The sequence below is a fragment of the Agrobacterium sp. 5Ca50 genome (genome assembly GCF_055381905.1).
Genome location: NZ_AP026438.1, coordinates 43,703 through 60,269 on the forward strand (window position 1 = coordinate 43,703; position 16,567 = coordinate 60,269).

Annotated in this window: 15 protein-coding genes; 4 read left to right on the forward strand and 11 right to left on the reverse strand. The window is 55.3% G+C overall.

Annotated elements, in window-relative coordinates:
- Positions 1-4: 4 nt before the first annotated feature.
- Positions 5-409: a hypothetical protein gene (locus ACZ5FM_RS00215; protein WP_464039389.1), complete on the reverse strand. Its 405-nt coding sequence runs from the start codon at positions 407-409 to the stop codon at positions 5-7.
- A 186-nt stretch (positions 410-595) separates the two neighbouring features.
- Here ACZ5FM_RS00215 and ACZ5FM_RS00220 point away from each other — a divergent pair, with 186 nt between their 5' ends.
- A complete protein-coding gene (locus ACZ5FM_RS00220; protein WP_250983414.1) occupies positions 596-889 on the forward strand; it encodes a hypothetical protein in 294 nt (97 codons plus the stop codon).
- A gap of 39 nt (positions 890-928) precedes the next feature.
- Here the strand turns inward: ACZ5FM_RS00220 and ACZ5FM_RS00225 are convergent, their stop codons facing one another.
- The 6 genes from ACZ5FM_RS00225 to ACZ5FM_RS00250 all read right to left on the reverse strand — a co-directional run bounded on the left by ACZ5FM_RS00225 (position 929) and on the right by ACZ5FM_RS00250 (position 4,836).
- Positions 929-2,155, reverse strand: a complete 1,227-nt coding sequence (locus tag ACZ5FM_RS00225) for an NAD(P)/FAD-dependent oxidoreductase (RefSeq protein WP_464039390.1) — start codon at positions 2,153-2,155, stop codon at positions 929-931.
- A gap of 21 nt (positions 2,156-2,176) precedes the next feature.
- Positions 2,177-2,584: a TIGR02588 family protein gene (locus ACZ5FM_RS00230; RefSeq protein ID WP_312946416.1), complete on the reverse strand. Its 408-nt coding sequence runs from the start codon at positions 2,582-2,584 to the stop codon at positions 2,177-2,179.
- 6 nt (positions 2,585-2,590) lie between these two features.
- Entirely contained in the window at positions 2,591-3,442 is an 852-nt protein-coding gene (locus ACZ5FM_RS00235) for a TIGR02587 family membrane protein (RefSeq protein WP_464039391.1), read from the reverse strand.
- 57 nt (positions 3,443-3,499) lie between these two features.
- A complete protein-coding gene (locus ACZ5FM_RS00240) occupies positions 3,500-3,940 on the reverse strand; it encodes a PPC domain-containing DNA-binding protein (protein WP_259147763.1) in 441 nt (146 codons plus the stop codon).
- Between the two features lie 93 nt (positions 3,941-4,033).
- The gene (locus tag ACZ5FM_RS00245; protein WP_464039392.1) at positions 4,034-4,594 is read right to left on the reverse strand and encodes a DJ-1/PfpI/YhbO family deglycase/protease; all 561 of its coding nucleotides are present in this window, start codon (positions 4,592-4,594) and stop codon (positions 4,034-4,036) included.
- Positions 4,591-4,836 carry a hypothetical protein gene (locus tag ACZ5FM_RS00250; protein WP_464039393.1) on the reverse strand — a complete coding sequence of 82 codons (246 nt, stop codon included), beginning with the start codon at positions 4,834-4,836 and terminating at the stop codon, positions 4,591-4,593. Before ACZ5FM_RS00250 ends, ACZ5FM_RS00245 begins: the two co-directional genes overlap by 4 nt.
- Before the next feature lie 379 nt (positions 4,837-5,215).
- Here ACZ5FM_RS00250 and ACZ5FM_RS00255 point away from each other — a divergent pair, with 379 nt between their 5' ends.
- Positions 5,216-5,542 carry a BA14K family protein gene (locus ACZ5FM_RS00255; RefSeq protein WP_464039394.1) on the forward strand — a complete coding sequence of 109 codons (327 nt, stop codon included), beginning with the start codon at positions 5,216-5,218 and terminating at the stop codon, positions 5,540-5,542.
- Positions 5,543-5,553: 11 nt separating this feature from the next.
- Here the strand turns inward: ACZ5FM_RS00255 and ACZ5FM_RS00260 are convergent, their stop codons facing one another.
- The 4 genes from ACZ5FM_RS00260 to ACZ5FM_RS00275 all read right to left on the reverse strand — a co-directional run bounded on the left by ACZ5FM_RS00260 (position 5,554) and on the right by ACZ5FM_RS00275 (position 11,195).
- Positions 5,554-5,760, reverse strand: coding sequence for a hypothetical protein (locus ACZ5FM_RS00260; RefSeq protein WP_192486802.1), 207 nt, complete (start codon positions 5,758-5,760; stop codon positions 5,554-5,556).
- Between the two features lie 131 nt (positions 5,761-5,891).
- Entirely contained in the window at positions 5,892-8,105 is a 2,214-nt protein-coding gene (locus ACZ5FM_RS00265) for an FAD-dependent oxidoreductase (RefSeq protein WP_464039395.1), read from the reverse strand.
- Positions 8,106-8,121: 16 nt separating this feature from the next.
- Complete coding sequence (locus ACZ5FM_RS00270; protein ID WP_464039396.1) at positions 8,122-9,330, reverse strand: acetyl-CoA C-acetyltransferase; 1,209 nt, start codon at positions 9,328-9,330, stop codon at positions 8,122-8,124.
- A gap of 68 nt (positions 9,331-9,398) precedes the next feature.
- Positions 9,399-11,195 (reverse strand): acyl-CoA dehydrogenase C-terminal domain-containing protein, encoded by a 1,797-nt coding sequence (locus ACZ5FM_RS00275; protein ID WP_464039397.1) that lies wholly within the window; start codon positions 11,193-11,195, stop codon positions 9,399-9,401.
- Between the two features lie 370 nt (positions 11,196-11,565).
- On the opposite strand from ACZ5FM_RS00275, the gene ACZ5FM_RS00280 reads away from it, so the two are divergent.
- Together ACZ5FM_RS00280 and ACZ5FM_RS00285 are read left to right on the forward strand one after the other, a co-directional pair.
- Entirely contained in the window at positions 11,566-15,438 is a 3,873-nt protein-coding gene (locus ACZ5FM_RS00280) for a peptidoglycan-binding protein (RefSeq protein ID WP_464039398.1), read from the forward strand.
- Positions 15,439-15,635: 197 nt separating this feature from the next.
- A complete protein-coding gene (locus tag ACZ5FM_RS00285) occupies positions 15,636-16,562 on the forward strand; it encodes a sulfite exporter TauE/SafE family protein (RefSeq protein WP_192486807.1) in 927 nt (308 codons plus the stop codon).
- Positions 16,563-16,567: the final 5 nt, after the last annotated feature.

The following is a 16,567-nucleotide window of genomic DNA, read 5'->3' on the forward strand; positions in this document are numbered from 1 at the left end:
GGAGTTAATTTGTTTGGCTTGGCTTGATATTGTCGACCCGCACTATGCCATCGATAATACCACGTTCGATTCCGGCTATTGCCGGACCATCATCTACCACGCTGTAAAGCTTTTCGTTGCGGTACATGCTGGCGTTGACAGTTGTGACATCTTCTGCCGGCGCAGCATCGATTTCCAGAAAATCCAGCTCTCTGTCCGCAGCGACAATTCGCGCATCGCCAGCAGACACTGCGCAAACGACAAGTTCATCATGTGTTGTCGCATCAAGCCAGTTAGGATCATCGTTGGCAGCCGTTGGAATAAGCCGGTAAATACGAAGATTTTGGCCATCAATAACATTCGATACCGGGGCGTCGACTTGCGAGGTCAGGTCACTTTTGACGGGTTTTTCCAACTTGGGGTCATCCATTGAGTTTACCTCCGTACATATTGGTCACAACGATGTATCGTTCTTCCCGGTTCCGTGCCCTTAAGCGCTACCCGCTCAGCCGTGTGTTTCACCCTCTCCCGCAAAAGCGATGGAACGATAATCAATGCAACTTGTTCAAGGCCATAGGACCCAGATCGATGGGTTGAGTTTTTGAAGGAGTTTCACATGGCAAATAAACCCAAACCTGCGGTTTTTAGCGCCCGCGAAGCCCGACAAGGGTGGCGGGGAAGTCCCGTTCTTGTGGTGTTGATTGTCAGCCTTATTCTGGTTGCAGCAGTCTGGCTTGCTGCAGAAATCTGGGGCAGCGTCAACGAACCAAACATACCAAACCCGCCAAGCGCCTCTGCGCCTGCTGACAATAACAATCCAGGTGCCAGTAGCGGCGCGGGTTTCAGTGACAATCCACCCGAAGGCAGCAGACCAGCAACGGAAGGTACCGACCGTCAGCCCGTCCCATGACGGGCTGCCATGGAACTGAACACCTGCGGTAGGCAAACCTCAATCGAGTTTGAACAGCGCGGCATCCGGGTCGCTGGTGCCGTTAATGTATGCCGCGACAAGTTCTGCAGCAATCTGGCTGAATGTGATACCATTTCCGCCAAACCCCATCACGCTATAGACATTCTGCATAGCCGGTACGGAGCCGATCAACGGCAAACCGGTTGTGGTTGAGCCGAATGCAGCAGCCCATTGATAGTCTATCGGCCCGATATCAAGGCCTAGCAGCTTGTTGACCTTGCGCCGGATGGTTTGGGCTTTCCTGTGCAATTTTGCCTCGGCCTGATAGGCATTGGAGTTGTTTTCGTCTTCACCGCCAACAATCAGACGTCCGGCTTCATCCGTCCTGAGATATAGATAGGGGTCAGAGGCCTCCCACAAAATATGTTTGTGCAACCAATCCGGGAGGGACAAACCGGCTTTACTGGAAATTGCCCATGTCGAGATGATCTCGTGTTTTTTGTTGGCAACGTTTTCCAGAAATTCGTAGCCGGTGCAGAACACGACATGCTGTGTGCTGATAAGCTTTCCTTCTGCGGTTGCCATGACCACGTCATCACCGAGACTTTTGAGGTCTGTAATTTCAACCCCACTGACGATTTCCGCCCCCTGTTTAGCGGCGTAGCGCAACAAGCCCGCCGTTAACTGGCCGGGATTTGCCGATGCCGATACGTCGCTCAAGATGGCACCACTGCGATCAAGCCCAAAGTGGCTTTGGAGATCGGCCTTGTCGATGAACGTCGCTTCAATGCCAGCCTTCAGGCGCGCATCCACTTCCGTTTGCAGGCCGCGCGCACCCGATTCATTGCCTGCTATATAAAGCGCTGGCTTGCGTTGCATCGCGCAAGAAATCTCCAGCGATCGGACGATATCTTCAAGTTTCAACACAGCCTTGGCGGAGCGTTGCCAGGCGCGATTGGCATTGTCCTCGCCAATCATGCCTTGCAGTTTGTGAAGAGGCACATCAATTTCATGCTGAATCATTGCGGTGCTGGCGATGCTGCTGCCACGAACCGGCTTACGCTTATCGACAATCAGAACCGATTTTCCAGGCTTCGCCAGCGCCTGGGCCACCAAGGCGCCGCTGATGCCCGCACCAATGATGACAATGTCATAATGGCTTTTACCAATAAAGCTTTTGCTGCGCACGGAAATGCGCGGGCTGTCGATCCACAGTGGTCGTGAATCCCTCAGATCCCGCTCTTTTGTAAGTTTGGCTTTTTTCATGACATTCTTTCGGCGGGGAAATCATGGTTGGGTGTAACCCATGACAGTGAGATTGAACTCGCCGGAGGCGGGGTCTTTTTTAAAAAACAGGATGCCTGTTTCATGGGATTCAGAAGCGACATAATCGAATGTGACATCAGAGCTTTCAGGACTGTCAGGGGAGACAAGGTCGCCACGCACATGCACTTCTGCAGCCGTTGAAAGCGAGGTGTTGTGAATGTCGAATGTGACGCGATAATTGTCGTGTTCCGCCTGTACCGATAGTACCGAAATCTCGAACTGCGCGGCCTGATCCTCGTAGCGGTAGATGTCCCAGCCGAGCCAGACAAAGAGGGTAACAACCAGAAACGTACAAACGCCGCCCACCAGCCACTCAAGCCAATGGGGATCTGCGGTTTCCGTGTGTTTGCTTCCAACGGATTTTGTCATGATTGCTCACAGAATAAGACGGGCGGCCGCAGCACCGATCGAGGCGGGAAAGCCAAGAATGACGGCCGCGGTCAGTATTTGAGAGAGTGAAGTGTGGTCCAGTCGCTCGAAGGTCCACAGCGCATAGATGCTGACAGCAAGCGCAATGACATAGCCGGGCATGGTGAAACGAATGAAAGAGTGCCACCACTGGCTTCCATCAGGCAAGCCGTGCGATCCCTTGAAATGCAGGGCATAGACGAAACCATGCATCAGCGTGATTGAGATTAGCACGATACAGGCGGTGTGAAATGGTGTGATCTTGTAGGCAATTAGGATCATCTCGTCCGTTGGTGCGACGTTCAGATTTAGGAACAGGGCGCCGACCATCATCATGAAAAGCTCATGCAGATAACCGGTCTCGCCTTCGCCGTTATTCTGTTCTTTTTCTTCTGAATGCGCACCCAGCTGGCTGCGTCCCAACAATGCGCCGATACTGGCGGGGACCGATTGCAATGCCACTTTAGCAACAATGGTACTTGTGGTCAGCTGGTCGTTGAGGACGCCCAGGAGCAGCAAGATTCCGGCACTGACTGCGATGCCCAGCCCATAAGCGGTGAGCGCATCACGGATAGCCTGATGCCATGAAGAGGTTTTTTCAAAGCCAATGCGGCGCCCAAGCATAATCAGCAAAGGCAGGTTGAGAAGGCAAAGCAGCAGCAATCGCGTGCGATTGACGTAAAGGCCCAGGAACCACATTTCCATGGTCATCAGCATCGGCAGGGCAAATAGTAGGGCACCTGCCAAACCGCGGGCCAGACCTGTCAGGAAATGTTCTGTTTCGTTACCCCCGGACTGACCGGATGCTGCCGCTGCCATGTATCGCCTCCAGCGTTCTGCAAGCGATAACGTGTGGTAACGAACCTTGTTCCCGCCTCAGGCGGATGTGTCGATCAGCGCGATGCCAAATTCCGGACGGTAGGTGCGTCTAAGCTGGGCGGGGGTTTCCTTGACAATCACTTCCAGCGTCGGGCGGACGTACCCCTTCACGAAATGGCCCCCGCGCGTGTGCCCATCGGAGAACCCTAAAACTGCATGCAGGTGCGGATTGGGTTTGCCCCTTTCATCCAGAGTGATGTCGCCCATCAGGCTCAGTACCTCACTTTGATCATCGATTGGAATGTCATCGTAGGTTTGTGAAGCAAGGTCGAAAAACGCTAATGTGGCTTTTTCAAATGCGCCAATCGCCGTCACCGACGCGGCGTTGATGTCGTGTTGAATGGCAAAATCCTTGATAATGCCAAATGCTTCTTCGCCGGGTTCGATCACGAGCATAAAAATGCGATCGCTGTCGTTGGATAGCAGCTTGCTCTGCATCGGTTCTTCTCCCTTATTATGTCGGGCTGCCATCTTCATGGCTCAAAAAAAAAGACCGCCAGCATAACTGGCGGCCCGTTATGGATTGCTGCCTCAAGCGGCGCGGCGCGGGTGGCGCCCTTCCTCAATTTCTTCAACAATCTTGTCGACAAATGCCTCAAGATCATCAGGTGAGCGTGACGTAATGATGCCCTGATCAACAACCACCTTCTCATCCATCCAGATGCCACCAGCATTCTGAACATCAGTCTTGATGGAGCCATAGGACGTGACCTTTCGTCCGCTGATGGCGTCGGCTTCAATAAGCAGCCATGGAGCATGGCAGATCGCCGCGACCACCTTGCCGGATTCAGTGAATTCACGAACCACACGCATGGCATTTGCATCTGCGCGCAGCTTGTCCGGGTTGATCTGACCGCCCGGAAGCACCAGAGCATCGAAGTCACGGATAAAGACGTCCTCAGCTGGAAGATCGACATCAACAGTGTCTCCCCAATCAGCCTTGTCCCAGCTTTTAATCTTTCCTGATTTGATGGAAGCGATTTTTACATTCGCGCCACGACGCTGCAATTCCTCGTAAGGGACGCGCAATTCCGAACGTTCGTAGCCGTCAGTCGCCAAAATTACGATGTTAGCGTTAGTAATTTCAGTCATGTTTTCGTCCTTTCGGTTGCATCGGTGTTTCCGTCAGCGTTGATTGACGGCAGAAAAAATTCGACATCTTCGCGAGTTGCCTGATCCAGACTTTCAATATGCTCCTGCCAGAATTCAGCAGCTTTGCTTGGCTCTTCCTTGTACTGGCGAATGAATGTCTTGTTGTCGTCGATCATCACTTGTCGAGTGCCGCCGAGGTTCAGGTACTGTTCGGCAAGAGTGTGTGTCTCAGTCTTTTCCATATGCGTGTCCTCACGTAACAGGATGGAAAATGTCTTCGGGCGAAGCGCACCGGACGGGTAAGAAGCTCGTCTGCCTTTTCGTTGGCCATCAGGAGAAAACGAAAAAATCCTGATGTTCTTCAGCGCCGTCACGTTCGTTTGACACGGCGCGCTTCTGTTAAGTGAACGTGACAGACCGGGCATTGTTCCCCTGAAAATAGGGTTGTGGTCGCAGCCAGTGATCACGGCGGAAATATCAACTTCATCAGCTTGAAAAATTGGATGCCTGTTGTCTTGCGTTCACCAAGTATTGTTCACGTCGTGACTTGGTGGCCCAACCATCCGGGAACAAAAAAGCCTCAGCCTTCGTTTGTTTTGCAACGAAGAGAGGGAAATTCCCATGTTTAGAGTGGAAAAATTCGCTTCTGTGTTTGCTTTCAGCCTTGGCCTGCTGGGCGTTGTTACGATGCCTGCCCATGCTTTCAGTATCATCGCTCCTGCAGAGCAGAATCAGGCGGCTGACGGCAATACAGCCAAACGCCATTATCCTTTGGCAGCCTTTGCCGGAGAAGGCGCTTCGAATTCTGGCCAAGATAACTTCCTGCTATCAGCGGAGGAAGTGCAGCATGTGCAATGGTGCGCCAAACGCTACATGTCTTATCATCCGGTGGATAACACCTATCAGGACAAATCAGGCAAGCGTCTGGAATGTCAGTCACCCCATTGATTGGCGCCAAATCAGGCCTTAAGCGCATAACGGCCTGACTGTGTCTTTGCCTCATTGATTTCGTCATCAAGCGCGCTCAGGCGCATCATGTGCGACGTGATGTGGAGAGCGATAGCATTTCTGTCATCGATGGAAAAGCGCCTCCACCGTTCCAGCCCGGTTATCACCTCGATCAGGTCTTCGCGTTCTTTTTCAAGTTTTGCAATGTTGCAGATCATGGTTGCCGCCCTTTCTGTCTGGGGCGCTAACGTGCTGCATAAGCAAAAGTTCAAATAAGTAAAATTTAAGGTAAATTTTATCTTTATGGGAAGAGGAAGGCGCCGTGCATGGTCTGCACGGCGCCTTTCAATTACGCGGCGGCTTTTTGTGCTGCATAAGGGTCAAACCGCCCATAAAAGGTTTCTCCCTTGGCGGCCATGTCCAGCAACAACGGTGTTGGTGTGAAGCGTGGGCCGTAAGTCTGTCTAAGCTTGTCAGCCAGTTCCACGAAGGTCTTCACACCCATGCCGTCAATGTAGGACAGCGCGCCACCCGTATACGGCGCAAAACCAAAGCCGAGAATAGAGCCGACATCAGCCTCGCGTGGATCGGTCACAATGCCTTCTTCCACCGTTCGTGCAGCTTCCAGTGCAATGGTCACTAGGAAGCGAGACTTTAGAACGTCCATGTCCACATCGTCTGGCTTCTTTTGCGGGTAGAGGTTTTTAAGGCCCGGCCACAGAGACTTCTTTGCAGGCTTCGGTGGGTAGTCATAAAAGCCCTTGGCGTTCTTGCGGCCAAAACGCTCTTCGTCTTCCACCAGCTTTTTCACCAGTGCCATCTGGCGTGGATCGACAGCTTTGTCCCCGAGATCTGCAACCGTTGCCTTGAGAATCTTATAGGAAAGATCAATGGCAACTTCGTCGTTCAACGCCAATGGGCCAACCGGCATGCCCGCAAATTTCGCAGCATTTTCGATCATTGCCGCCGGAACACCCTCGATCAGCATCTCATAGCTTTCGGCCATGTAACGCAATACGCAACGATTGACGAAGAAACCACGCGTGTCGTTGACGACGATCGGGGTCTTCTTGATTTTCGCCACGTAATCCAGTGCCACAGCCAGAGCCTTGTCACCGGTTTCCTTACCCAGAATGACTTCGGTCAGCATCATCTTCTCAACCGGTGAGAAGAAGTGAATGCCGATAAAATCGGTTGGGCGTTTGGAGTTCTTCGCCAGTCCGCTGATTGGCAAGGTTGAGGTATTGGAGGCAAAAATTGCGCCTTCCGACAGCACGGCTTCCACCTGGTCTATGACCGCTTTCTTGACATCGCGATCTTCGAATACCGCTTCGATAACAAGGTTTGCGGTTTTGAGCGTCGCGTAGTCGGCGCTTGGCGTGATGCGGGCGAGAATGGCAGCGCCTTCATCCTGCGTCATGCGGCCCTTGCCGACGCTGTCCTTGACCAGACCTTCGCAGGTTGCTTTGCCCTTGGCTGCGGCTTCGTCGTCCCGGTCGATCAGGGTGACATCAAGGCCGGAAACGGCGGTGACATAAGCAATGGATGCGCCCATGAAACCGGCGCCAACTACGCCGACATGTTTCAGATCACTCTTCGGCTGGCCGACCGGGCGGCGTGCGCCTTTGCCCAGTTCCTGCATCGAGATGAACAGCGAGCGGATCATCGCGAAGGCTTCCTTCGAGCGAAGGATTTCGGTGAAATAACGCTGCTCAACCTTCAGTGCGGTATCAAACGGCAATTGCAGGCCTTCGTAAACGCATTTGAGAATGGCAAGGGCTGCCGGGTAGTTGCCAGCACTTTCACGGCGCAGAATAGCCGGTGCCGCAGGCCATAGCTGGGCTGCCGCTGGTGTCCAGATGCCGCCGCCGGGCGCCTTGAAGCCCTTTTCGTCCCACGGGGCAACCGGTTTCAGACCATCCTTGATCATTTGTTTGGCGGCAGAAATCAGTTGATCCGGCTCGACGACCTGATGAACGAGGTTCATCGCCTTGGCACGCTGGGCGGTCAACGACTGCCCTGTTGTCATCATCTGGAGGGCCGATTGTGCATCGGTCAGGCGTGGTACGCGCTGTGTGCCGCCAGCACCGGGGAAAATGCCAACCTTGACCTCAGGCAGTGCCAGCTTGACGCTTTTGGCATTAGAGGCAACCCGGCCATGGCAGGCGAGCGAAAGCTCCAGCGCGCCACCCATGCACGTGCCGTTGATGGCCGATACCCATGGTTTGCCGTTGGTTTCCACCTTGCGGTACAGCCAGTTCATCTTGCCGACGAGATCGAACAGCTTTTGTGCGGCCTCATCCGGGTTCTTCTGCTTTTCCTCATGGTAAAAGGAAAACATCGATTTGATCATTGAGAGGTCAGCGCCGCCGGAAAATGTGCTTTTGCCTGACGTGAAGACCACGCCTTTGACGGCAGCATCAGCCACGGTTGCATCGACGATGGCGTCGAGTTCCTGCAGAACCTCTGCAGTAAAGACATTCATGGATTTTTCAGGCATGTCCCATGTTACGAGGGCAATGCCGTCAGCGTCAGTTTCGACGGTAAAATTTGTATAGCTCATCGGTTTCCTCCCGAAATCAAACGCGCTCAATGACCGTTGCCGTACCCATGCCAGCACCGATGCAGAGCGTGACCAGTGCTGTGTTGAGATCACGGCGTTCCAGTTCGTCCAGAACCGTACCGAGGATCATTGCACCGGTGGCGCCAAGTGGATGGCCCATGGCAATCGCGCCGCCATTGACGTTCATCTTGTCACGGCTGATGTCGAAGGCCTGGCAATAACGCAGCACCACGGCTGCAAAGGCTTCGTTCAATTCAAACAGGTCGATGTCGGAGAGCAACATACCGGTTTTCTTGAGAAGTTTCTCGGTAACATCCACCGGGCCGGTCAGCATCAGGGCTGGATCAGAGCCAATATTGGCAAAGGCCTTGATGCGGGCGCGTGGTTTCAGACCCATGGACTGGCCACCGGCCTTGGAGCCAACCAGAATGGCGGCGGCGCCGTCAACGATGCCGGAGGAATTACCTGCGTGGTGAACGTAGTTGATACGCTCGACCTCCGGATGCGCCATGATGCCAACAGCTTCAAACCCACCCATTTCGCCCGGCATCTGGAACGATGCGTTGAGCGAGGCAAGTGCCTGCATGTCGGTACCCGGACGCATATGTTCGTCACGGTCAAGAATGGTGATGCCATTCTGGTCTTTGACCGGAACAACCGAATTCTTGAAGTAGCCGTTCTCCCAGGCATGGGCAGCACGCTTCTGGCTTTCCACGGCATAAGCATCCACGTCATCGCGGGAAAAGCCGTATTTCGTGGCAATCAGGTCAGCGGAAACACCCTGCGGCATGAAGAATGCAGGGAAATTGACTGATGGATCCATGTACCAGGCTCCGCCAGACATGCCCATGCCAACGCGCGACATGCTTTCTACGCCGCCTGCAATAACGATATCGTCAGAGCCAGCGGCAACCTTGCCGGCGGCAAAATTGACGGCGTCCAGACCCGAGGCGCAAAAGCGCGAGATCTGCATGCCCGGTGCTTTGGTCGAATAACCCGCCTCGAAAGCGGCGGCCTTCGGGATCACCGCACCGGCATCCATGACAGGATCGACGCAACCCATGATGATGTCGTCAACGGTTGACGTATCCAGTCCGTTACGATCGCGGATTGCTTCCAATGTCTTGGCAGCAAGACGAACGGATGGCACTTCATGCAAACTGCCGTCCTTCTTGCCGCGTCCGCGCGGCGTGCGGACATGATCGTAAATATAAACCTCGGTCATTCTCTATCTCCCTGTGACGCATGGAGCGTCTTCGAAATCTTGGAGGGGCAAAGAGGGGCGTTTGCCCCTCAGAATGCCTCGGCAGCCAGTTCCATCATCGTGTCGGCACCCGTCTCGATGCGGGTCTTGCGCAGAACGGTTTCGGGCATAATACGCTCCATGAAGAACTTTGCCGTCACGAGTTTCGTCTTGAGATAGTCCACGTCCGATGCACTGCCGGATGACAAAGCGCTCTGCGCTGCCTTGGCCATGCGGGCATGCATATAACCTAGGACTACAAGGCCGAAGAGGTGCATGTAGTCGGTCGAACCGGCGCCGGCATTGTCAGGTTTTGCCATGGCGTTCTGCATGAACCACATGGTTGCCGCCTGCAGATCGTTCAAGCCCTTTTTCAGACCCTTGGTGTAGGTAACCAGCGCCTCATCCGCGCGGTTGTCCTCGCAGAAATCGCCAATTTCCTTAAAGAGCGCCATGACAGCACGTCCGCCATTCAGGCCCAGCTTGCGGCCGACCAGATCCAGCGCCTGAATGCCATTGGCACCTTCATAGATCATGGTGATGCGCGCATCACGCACATACTGGCTCATGCCGTGTTCTTCGATGTAGCCGTGGCCGCCAAACACCTGCTGTGCCATCACCGCATGGTCAAAGCCCTTGTCGGTCAGCACACCCTTGAGGATTGGCGTTACCAGTCCAAGCAGGTCGTCCGCCGCCTGGCGCTCTTTTTCGTCCGTAGAGCGATGGGCGATATCCGACTGCAACGCGGTCCATAGAAGGAACGCGCGACCAGCCTCGTTATAGGCCTTGATCGTCATCAGCGTGCGGCGCACATCCGGATGCACGATAATCGGATCAGCTTTTTTGTCCGGGGCCTTCGCGCCAGACAATGAACGACCCTGAATACGTTCGCGGGCATATTCGACGGCGTTCTGATAGGCAATTTCGCCGACCGAAAGACCCTGCAGGCCAACGCCGAGGCGGGCTTCGTTCATCATCACGAACATGGCCGAGAGGCCCTTGTTCTCTGCGCCAAGCAGATAACCGGTCGCATCGTCATAGTTCATGACGCAGGTCGAGTTGCCGTGAATGCCCATCTTGTGCTCGATGGCTCCGCAGACCACACCGTTGCGGGCACCCTGTGTTCCGTCGTCATTCACCAGGAATTTCGGCACGATGAACAGGGAAATACCCTTGGTGCCTTCAGGCGCGCCTTCGATGCGGGCGATCACCAGATGCACGATGTTGTCGGTCATGGAGTGTTCACCAGCCGAGATGAAAATCTTCTGGCCGGAAATCTTGTAAGTGCCATCGCCCTGCGGAACCGCCTTGGTGCGCAGCAGACCGAGGTCAGTGCCGCAATGGGGCTCGGTCAAGTTCATGGTGCCGGACCACGTGCCTTCCACCATTTTGGGCAGGTAGGTCTGCTTCTGCTCGTCGGTGCCATGCACGAGGATTGCGGCAATCGCACCCTGCGTCAGACCGGGATACATCATCAGCGACAGGTTGGCAGACGACATATATTCACCGATGGCGGCATGCATGGTGTAAGGCAGGCCTTGCCCGCCAAATTCCTGGGGAACGGCAAGACCGATCCACCCGCCGGCGCAATAGGCATCGTAAGCCTGTTTGAAACCGTCCGGTACGGAAACGGATCCATCGTCTGCGCGTTTGCAGCCTTGGCTGTCGCCGGGCAGGTTAAGCGGGAAAAGCTGTTCTTCCGCCAGTTTGGCCGCTTCACCGGCAATCGCCTCGATCATATCGGGAGTGGCGTCTTCAAAACCGGGAACATTATTGTAGCGCTCCAAACCGAGCACATCGTTGAGAATGAAAAGCGTATCTTTAACAGGGGCCTTGTAAACAGGCATTACCGATGTTCCTCCGCATCGTTCAAGCACGTATGAGAGCATAGTTGCAAATTTTGACGTTTGCGTAAACGTCAAAATGCTCAGGTGGGTAAATTTATCGGGAGCAAGGAGCGGTTATTGGCGTTGGAAAAGCGAGAATCCATAATTTTTTAAGGGAATTAAAGGAAAAGTTAAAAAATACCGACGTCGGTTAACCACTTCTTTACCACGTTTCGTAAATTGTTCGAAACGTGGTGTCTGTTCGCGTTGTCTGCTCGTTTACCTCAAACGTGCATCGCAACGAGTCGGGATTGGGGTGGCCCATTCTCGATGACAATGCAGATCGACGCTATGGCGGACCAATGCCAACCATCGCGAAGTGAGCAGGAACATGAACGGATCGAGACCAAATCGGTATAGCGATGGCAGATCGTCCCTTGATGCCTTGAGCCGGACCATTGAGGGGCTGGAAGCTCGCATCGAGGGCCTCATGGGTCAGCCTCCGCAGGAACCACAGCCTCAGCGCAGGCCAGAGCCGGTAGAACGCCACGTTCAGCCGCCGCTTGCTGCTCGGCCGGAGCGTTTTGATCCAATCAACGAGATTCGCCAGCGCCAGCGTGCCCTCAATGCAGCGACGAGACCGCCACGGCAGGAAGATCGCCAGGAACGTCTCGAGCGGCAAGAACGCCCAGCGCCCCGCCAGCCGGAGCGCGCCCCATTTGTGCCCGCGCCGCGCCCACCTTTAGCGCGCTCGACTGCTACACCGCCCGCAGACGCTCCTCAGCGCGCCTATCAGTCTTACGAGCCGCGGCCGCCTCAGCCGCCAGTCGTTTCCCAGCCCAACGATACCGCCATGCGTGATATCGCGCAGGCGCTTGTCAGCCTGCGCCAGGAACTGAAGCAAGATCTTTCAGAAGGCATTGCGCGCGAAGTGCAGGGCCTGCGCTCGGAAATCCGCAGCATCAAATCAATCGCTGAAGACAATCAGTTTGTCGGTGATATCCGCTCCGACATCGACCGTTTGGCTGCCAGCATCGATCAACTCGGTGGCAGTGCTTCGCCGAATGCTTATGGCTTGCGCGAGGAGTTCGATGATCTGCGCGCTCTGATGGATCAGCTTGCGCGGCAGGACACCGTCAGCCGCATTGAAGATCACTGGGAGAACGTTGAGGAGAACCTCAGCAAGTTCGACACATCTGCACTGCAAGAAGAGATCGTTTCGCTGGCCTACCGGCTGGATGACATCAAGGGCCACCTTGGTGCGATGAGCGATAGCCCTGCGGTTCGCATTTTGGAAGAAAAGCTGATCACCATCGCAGAAGCTGTGGAACATCTTGGCAAGCATATGCAGCCTTCCGGTGGCGCAATTACGGAGCAATTCTCCAATCTTGACCAGCGCCTTGATGAAATCAGCCGTGCGATTGCCGCAACCAGCTCGCGCAATGCCGCGCCGGCTCTGGATACATCGCTGTTCCAGCGTCTTGAAGGCCGCCTGAACGGTTTGGCTGTGCAGATTGATGAGCTGAGCAATGCCTCCGCTCGCAGCAATCCGGCAGACGAACTTGCCGGTCGCATGGAAGCACTGACCCTTCGGATCGAAGAACTGGCAACCGAGCGCAATGCCGTCCATCTGGATGAGCGGCTCGATCAGCTTTCGCTGATGATGGAACGTGCTCAAAAACCGGTTGCCCAGCCGGAGCTGACAGGTTTTCTGACCGACATTTCGCGTAAGATCGAAGCGCTGGATCATGGCACGTTCAATGATGCCCTGGCCTCGCGTCTCGATGATCTGGCACGCCGTATCGAGGATCTCGACTACCGTCAGGCACAACAGCAGCAACAGCCGGTTGCCGCCTTTGATGATGGTGCTTTCCTGCGGTTGGAAGAACGGCTGGTCGATATCGCCGCCCGCCTTGACGAAACCTCGTCGTCATCACCGACCGATTACAACGCATTGCAAAATCTGGAAGACCAGATTGCCAACCTGTCCTCGCTGATCAGCCAGCCGGTGCAGCATGAGCCGTTTGTAATGCCTGCGGAACTTGATGCCCGCATGGCTGCAATCGAAGATTATATGGCTTCCAACGATGAGTATATCATCGAGGCGGCACGTCAGGCGGCAGAAGCCGTGGTGGATGCCTATTCCCGCAAGGGTTTGTCGGGCAATGTCCAGCAGACCGACATGACGATGCTGAACGACCTGGCCAGCGATCTGCGCAATCTGGAAAACCTCAGCCGTTCGTCGGAAGAGCGTACTCATCGCACATTCGAAGCGCTGCATGAAACCCTCGTGCAGATTGCCGGTCGTCTCGACAGCTTCGACAACCGCTCTTTCTCGGAAACAAATTTCGCAGCAGCCCAGCAATCCTGGCAGCAGGAACCGGTCGAAAACCGCCCGGCACGCGAACCCGTTGCCGAAATGGCATCCGGCAGCCTTTTTGCCTATGCCGGTGAAGAAGAGGCTGCACCTGCAAAGCCGCTGTTCAACAGCGCAGCCATTGAGCGCCAGCTGTCGGAAGAGGCGGCCCAGCAACTGGAAACCGCGGCAGAAGCCCTGATCATTCCGGAAGCGCGTCCGTCTGCCGATGTCGCGATCGCTGACAAGCCAGCCGCTCCGGTCAAGGAAAAGCGTGGTCTGCTGGCAAGCCTGACAAGCCGTTTCAAGTCCGAGGCATCGCGCACAACAGCATCCGAGCCACAGCAGCGCACCCAGATCAATCCTGCCCCATCGCTGGATCCGATCGACGTTCTGCCTGCCGGTCAGGAAAACGAGCTGCTTGAGCCAGGCTCTGGCGTACCGGACGTCAAGAAAATCCTTGAACGTGTCCGTGCCAGCCAGAATGCACAGCGCGACACGGCTAAACCTGCCGGTCCTGAAGTTAGCAAGGCAGACTTCATCGCTGCTGCCCGCCGCGCCGCGCAGGCCGCTGCACAGGAAACCATGCCTGAAAAGGCATCTGGTGCTGTCAACAAAGATGTCGCAGGTCAGGAAGGCAAAGCTTCCGCATTTGCACGTTACCGCCGCCCCATCCTGATGGGTATCGGTGCGATCCTGCTGGTGATGATGGCTCTGCCGCTGGTCAAGTCGGCTATCGAAGGTGAGCCTGCATCGCAGGTTATCGAGCAGGCTCCAACCCAGGCCCCAACACAGGCCCCGGGTGAAAACTCTGCGATCACACCTCCTGCTGCTCCGGAGGTTGCACATGAGCCGGTGACCATTCCGTCCGACCTGCTGTTGGAAACCGACAAGGCCGTTGAACAGGACGCGGCAATGACCGCCAATCAGCAGCCGAATGCCATAGATGAAAGAACCATCGGTGGTGCACCGCTGCCTGAAGCTGAAACGACAGCCCAGCCGCCGCAGGAAACATTGCGGGCACCGGTCGATGCCGTTGTCGCTGACAAGATTGCCATTCCGTCTGAAATTCAGCCGGCTTCTCTGTCTGAGGCCGCTGCTTCCGGCAATGCAGCTGCACTGTTCGAAGTTGGCGCACGTTACACCGAAGGACGTGGCGTTGCTGAGAATGCCGGCGAAGCTGCGAAATGGTACAAACTTGCTGCAGACCGCGGTCTCGCGCCCGCTCAGTACCGCCTTGGCAACATGCTGGAAAAAGGAAACGGCGTTTCGCGCGACCTGAATGAAGCCAGCGCCTACTACGCCAAGGCTGCAGAGCAGGGCAATGCCGGTGCCATGCATAATCTGGCGGTGCTTCTGGCCTCTGATGCGATTGGCCAGCCAAATTACGTGCAGGCGGCAAACTGGTTCCAGAAGGCGTCTGAACTTGGTGTTCACGACAGCCAGTTCAACCTTGCCATTCTCTATGCACGTGGCAGCGGTGTCAGTCAGAACATTGAAGAATCCTACAAGTGGTTTGCTATCGCCGCCAATGGCGGAGACAATGACGCAGCCCAGAAGCGCGATGAAGTTGCAAAGGCCATGCAGCCTGCACAGCTTGAAAGCGCCCGCGCCAAGGTTGCCGCCTGGAAGCCGACACCACTTAACGAAGACACCAATGCCGTCAACATGCCGGATGAGTGGGCTGGCATGGAAGGTGTAAAAACCTCCACGGTCGACATGACCAAGGCAATCCGCAACATTCAGGCCATTCTGAACAAGAACGGTTTTGATGCGGGAACTGCCGACGGGCAGATGGGCAAAAAGACGGTTGCCGCCATCAAGGCATTCCAGCAGTCCATTGGACAGGAACCTGACGGCCGCATTTCCGATAACCTGGTTAAGGCCCTGCTGGAGCGCAACGCGTAAACGCTCCGGCAGCAAAGTTTCCAAATTATCAACGCAATTCCGGTAGATGAATTGACTTGCCTGCCCCCGGCAGGCATGACAGTTCAGGATATGCGGTAAAGCCGCGTTCCTTGACTGCCGGAATGCTAAGATCAGGCAAACACTCCAAACGACCGCTTTGCCTTCCAGCCTTGAACCACCCTGCTTGAGGTCCGACCGTGACTGTTTATCTGCCGATTGCGGAACTGTCGGTGAATATTTTCATCATTCTGGGCATGGGCGCCGCTGTTGGATTTCTGTCCGGCATGTTTGGTGTAGGTGGCGGGTTCCTGATCACTCCACTGCTGATTTTCTACAATATTCCCCCCGTTGTTGCGGTTGCGACCGGTGCTAATCAGGTTGTCGCATCGTCGATTTCCGGCTCGATATCGCATTTCCGGCGCGGAACGCTGGACGTGAAGCTGGGCAGCATATTGCTTATCGGCGGTATTGGCGGGGCAACGGCCGGTATCTGGTTGTTCTCGTTGCTGCGCCGGGCCGGCCAGCTCGATCTGATCATTTCGCTGCTTTACGTGATTTTTCTCGGAACCGTCGGCGGTTTGATGCTGATGGAAAGCATTGTGGCGCTTCGCCGCGCTGCCCGCAATGAGCAAGTCACGTTGAAAAGACCGGGGCATCATAACTGGGTACACCGCCTGCCGTTTAAAATGCGGTTCAAGAAATCCAAGATCTATCTCAGCATCATTCCGCTGATTGGCCTTGGTTTCTTTATCGGCGTCCTGACCTCGGTCATGGGTGTCGGCGGCGGTTTCATCATGGTTCCTGCCATGATCTACCTGCTGCGAATCCCGACCAACGTCGTTGTCGGAACCTCGCTGTTCCAGATCATTTTCGTGACGGCCTATACGACGATCGTGCAGGCTGCGACCAACTATTCCGTCGATATCGTTCTGGCCTTCATCCTGATGATTGCCGGTGTAGTCGGCGCCCAATATGGTGTACGCGTTGGCCAGAAGTTGCGCGGCGAACAGCTGCGCGCCCTTCTTGCGCTTCTTGTTCTGGCTGTTGGTGTACGTCTTGCCATCGCGCTGGTCGTCCGGCCAGAGGACCTGTTCTCAGTTGCCGTGGGAGGGGTGGGCTTTTGATCCGA

Coding starts and splice junctions, on each gene's coding strand:
- ACZ5FM_RS00270 (WP_464039396.1), bottom strand. CDS start 9,330: ATGACCGAGGTTTATATTTACGATCATGTCCGCACGCCGCGCGGACGC.
- ACZ5FM_RS00230 (WP_312946416.1), bottom strand. CDS start 2,584: ATGACAAAATCCGTTGGAAGCAAACACACGGAAACCGCAGATCCCCAT.
- ACZ5FM_RS00225 (WP_464039390.1), bottom strand. CDS start 2,155: ATGAAAAAAGCCAAACTTACAAAAGAGCGGGATCTGAGGGATTCACGA.
- ACZ5FM_RS00220 (WP_250983414.1), top strand. CDS start 596: ATGGCAAATAAACCCAAACCTGCGGTTTTTAGCGCCCGCGAAGCCCGA.
- ACZ5FM_RS00255 (WP_464039394.1), top strand. CDS start 5,216: ATGTTTAGAGTGGAAAAATTCGCTTCTGTGTTTGCTTTCAGCCTTGGC.
- ACZ5FM_RS00235 (WP_464039391.1), bottom strand. CDS start 3,442: ATGGCAGCGGCAGCATCCGGTCAGTCCGGGGGTAACGAAACAGAACAT.
- ACZ5FM_RS00245 (WP_464039392.1), bottom strand. CDS start 4,594: ATGACTGAAATTACTAACGCTAACATCGTAATTTTGGCGACTGACGGC.
- ACZ5FM_RS00260 (WP_192486802.1), bottom strand. CDS start 5,760: ATGATCTGCAACATTGCAAAACTTGAAAAAGAACGCGAAGACCTGATC.
- ACZ5FM_RS00275 (WP_464039397.1), bottom strand. CDS start 11,195: ATGCCTGTTTACAAGGCCCCTGTTAAAGATACGCTTTTCATTCTCAAC.
- ACZ5FM_RS00215 (WP_464039389.1), bottom strand. CDS start 409: ATGGATGACCCCAAGTTGGAAAAACCCGTCAAAAGTGACCTGACCTCG.
- ACZ5FM_RS00240 (WP_259147763.1), bottom strand. CDS start 3,940: ATGCAGAGCAAGCTGCTATCCAACGACAGCGATCGCATTTTTATGCTC.
- ACZ5FM_RS00250 (WP_464039393.1), bottom strand. CDS start 4,836: ATGGAAAAGACTGAGACACACACTCTTGCCGAACAGTACCTGAACCTC.
- ACZ5FM_RS00265 (WP_464039395.1), bottom strand. CDS start 8,105: ATGAGCTATACAAATTTTACCGTCGAAACTGACGCTGACGGCATTGCC.
- ACZ5FM_RS00280 (WP_464039398.1), top strand. CDS start 11,566: ATGAACGGATCGAGACCAAATCGGTATAGCGATGGCAGATCGTCCCTT.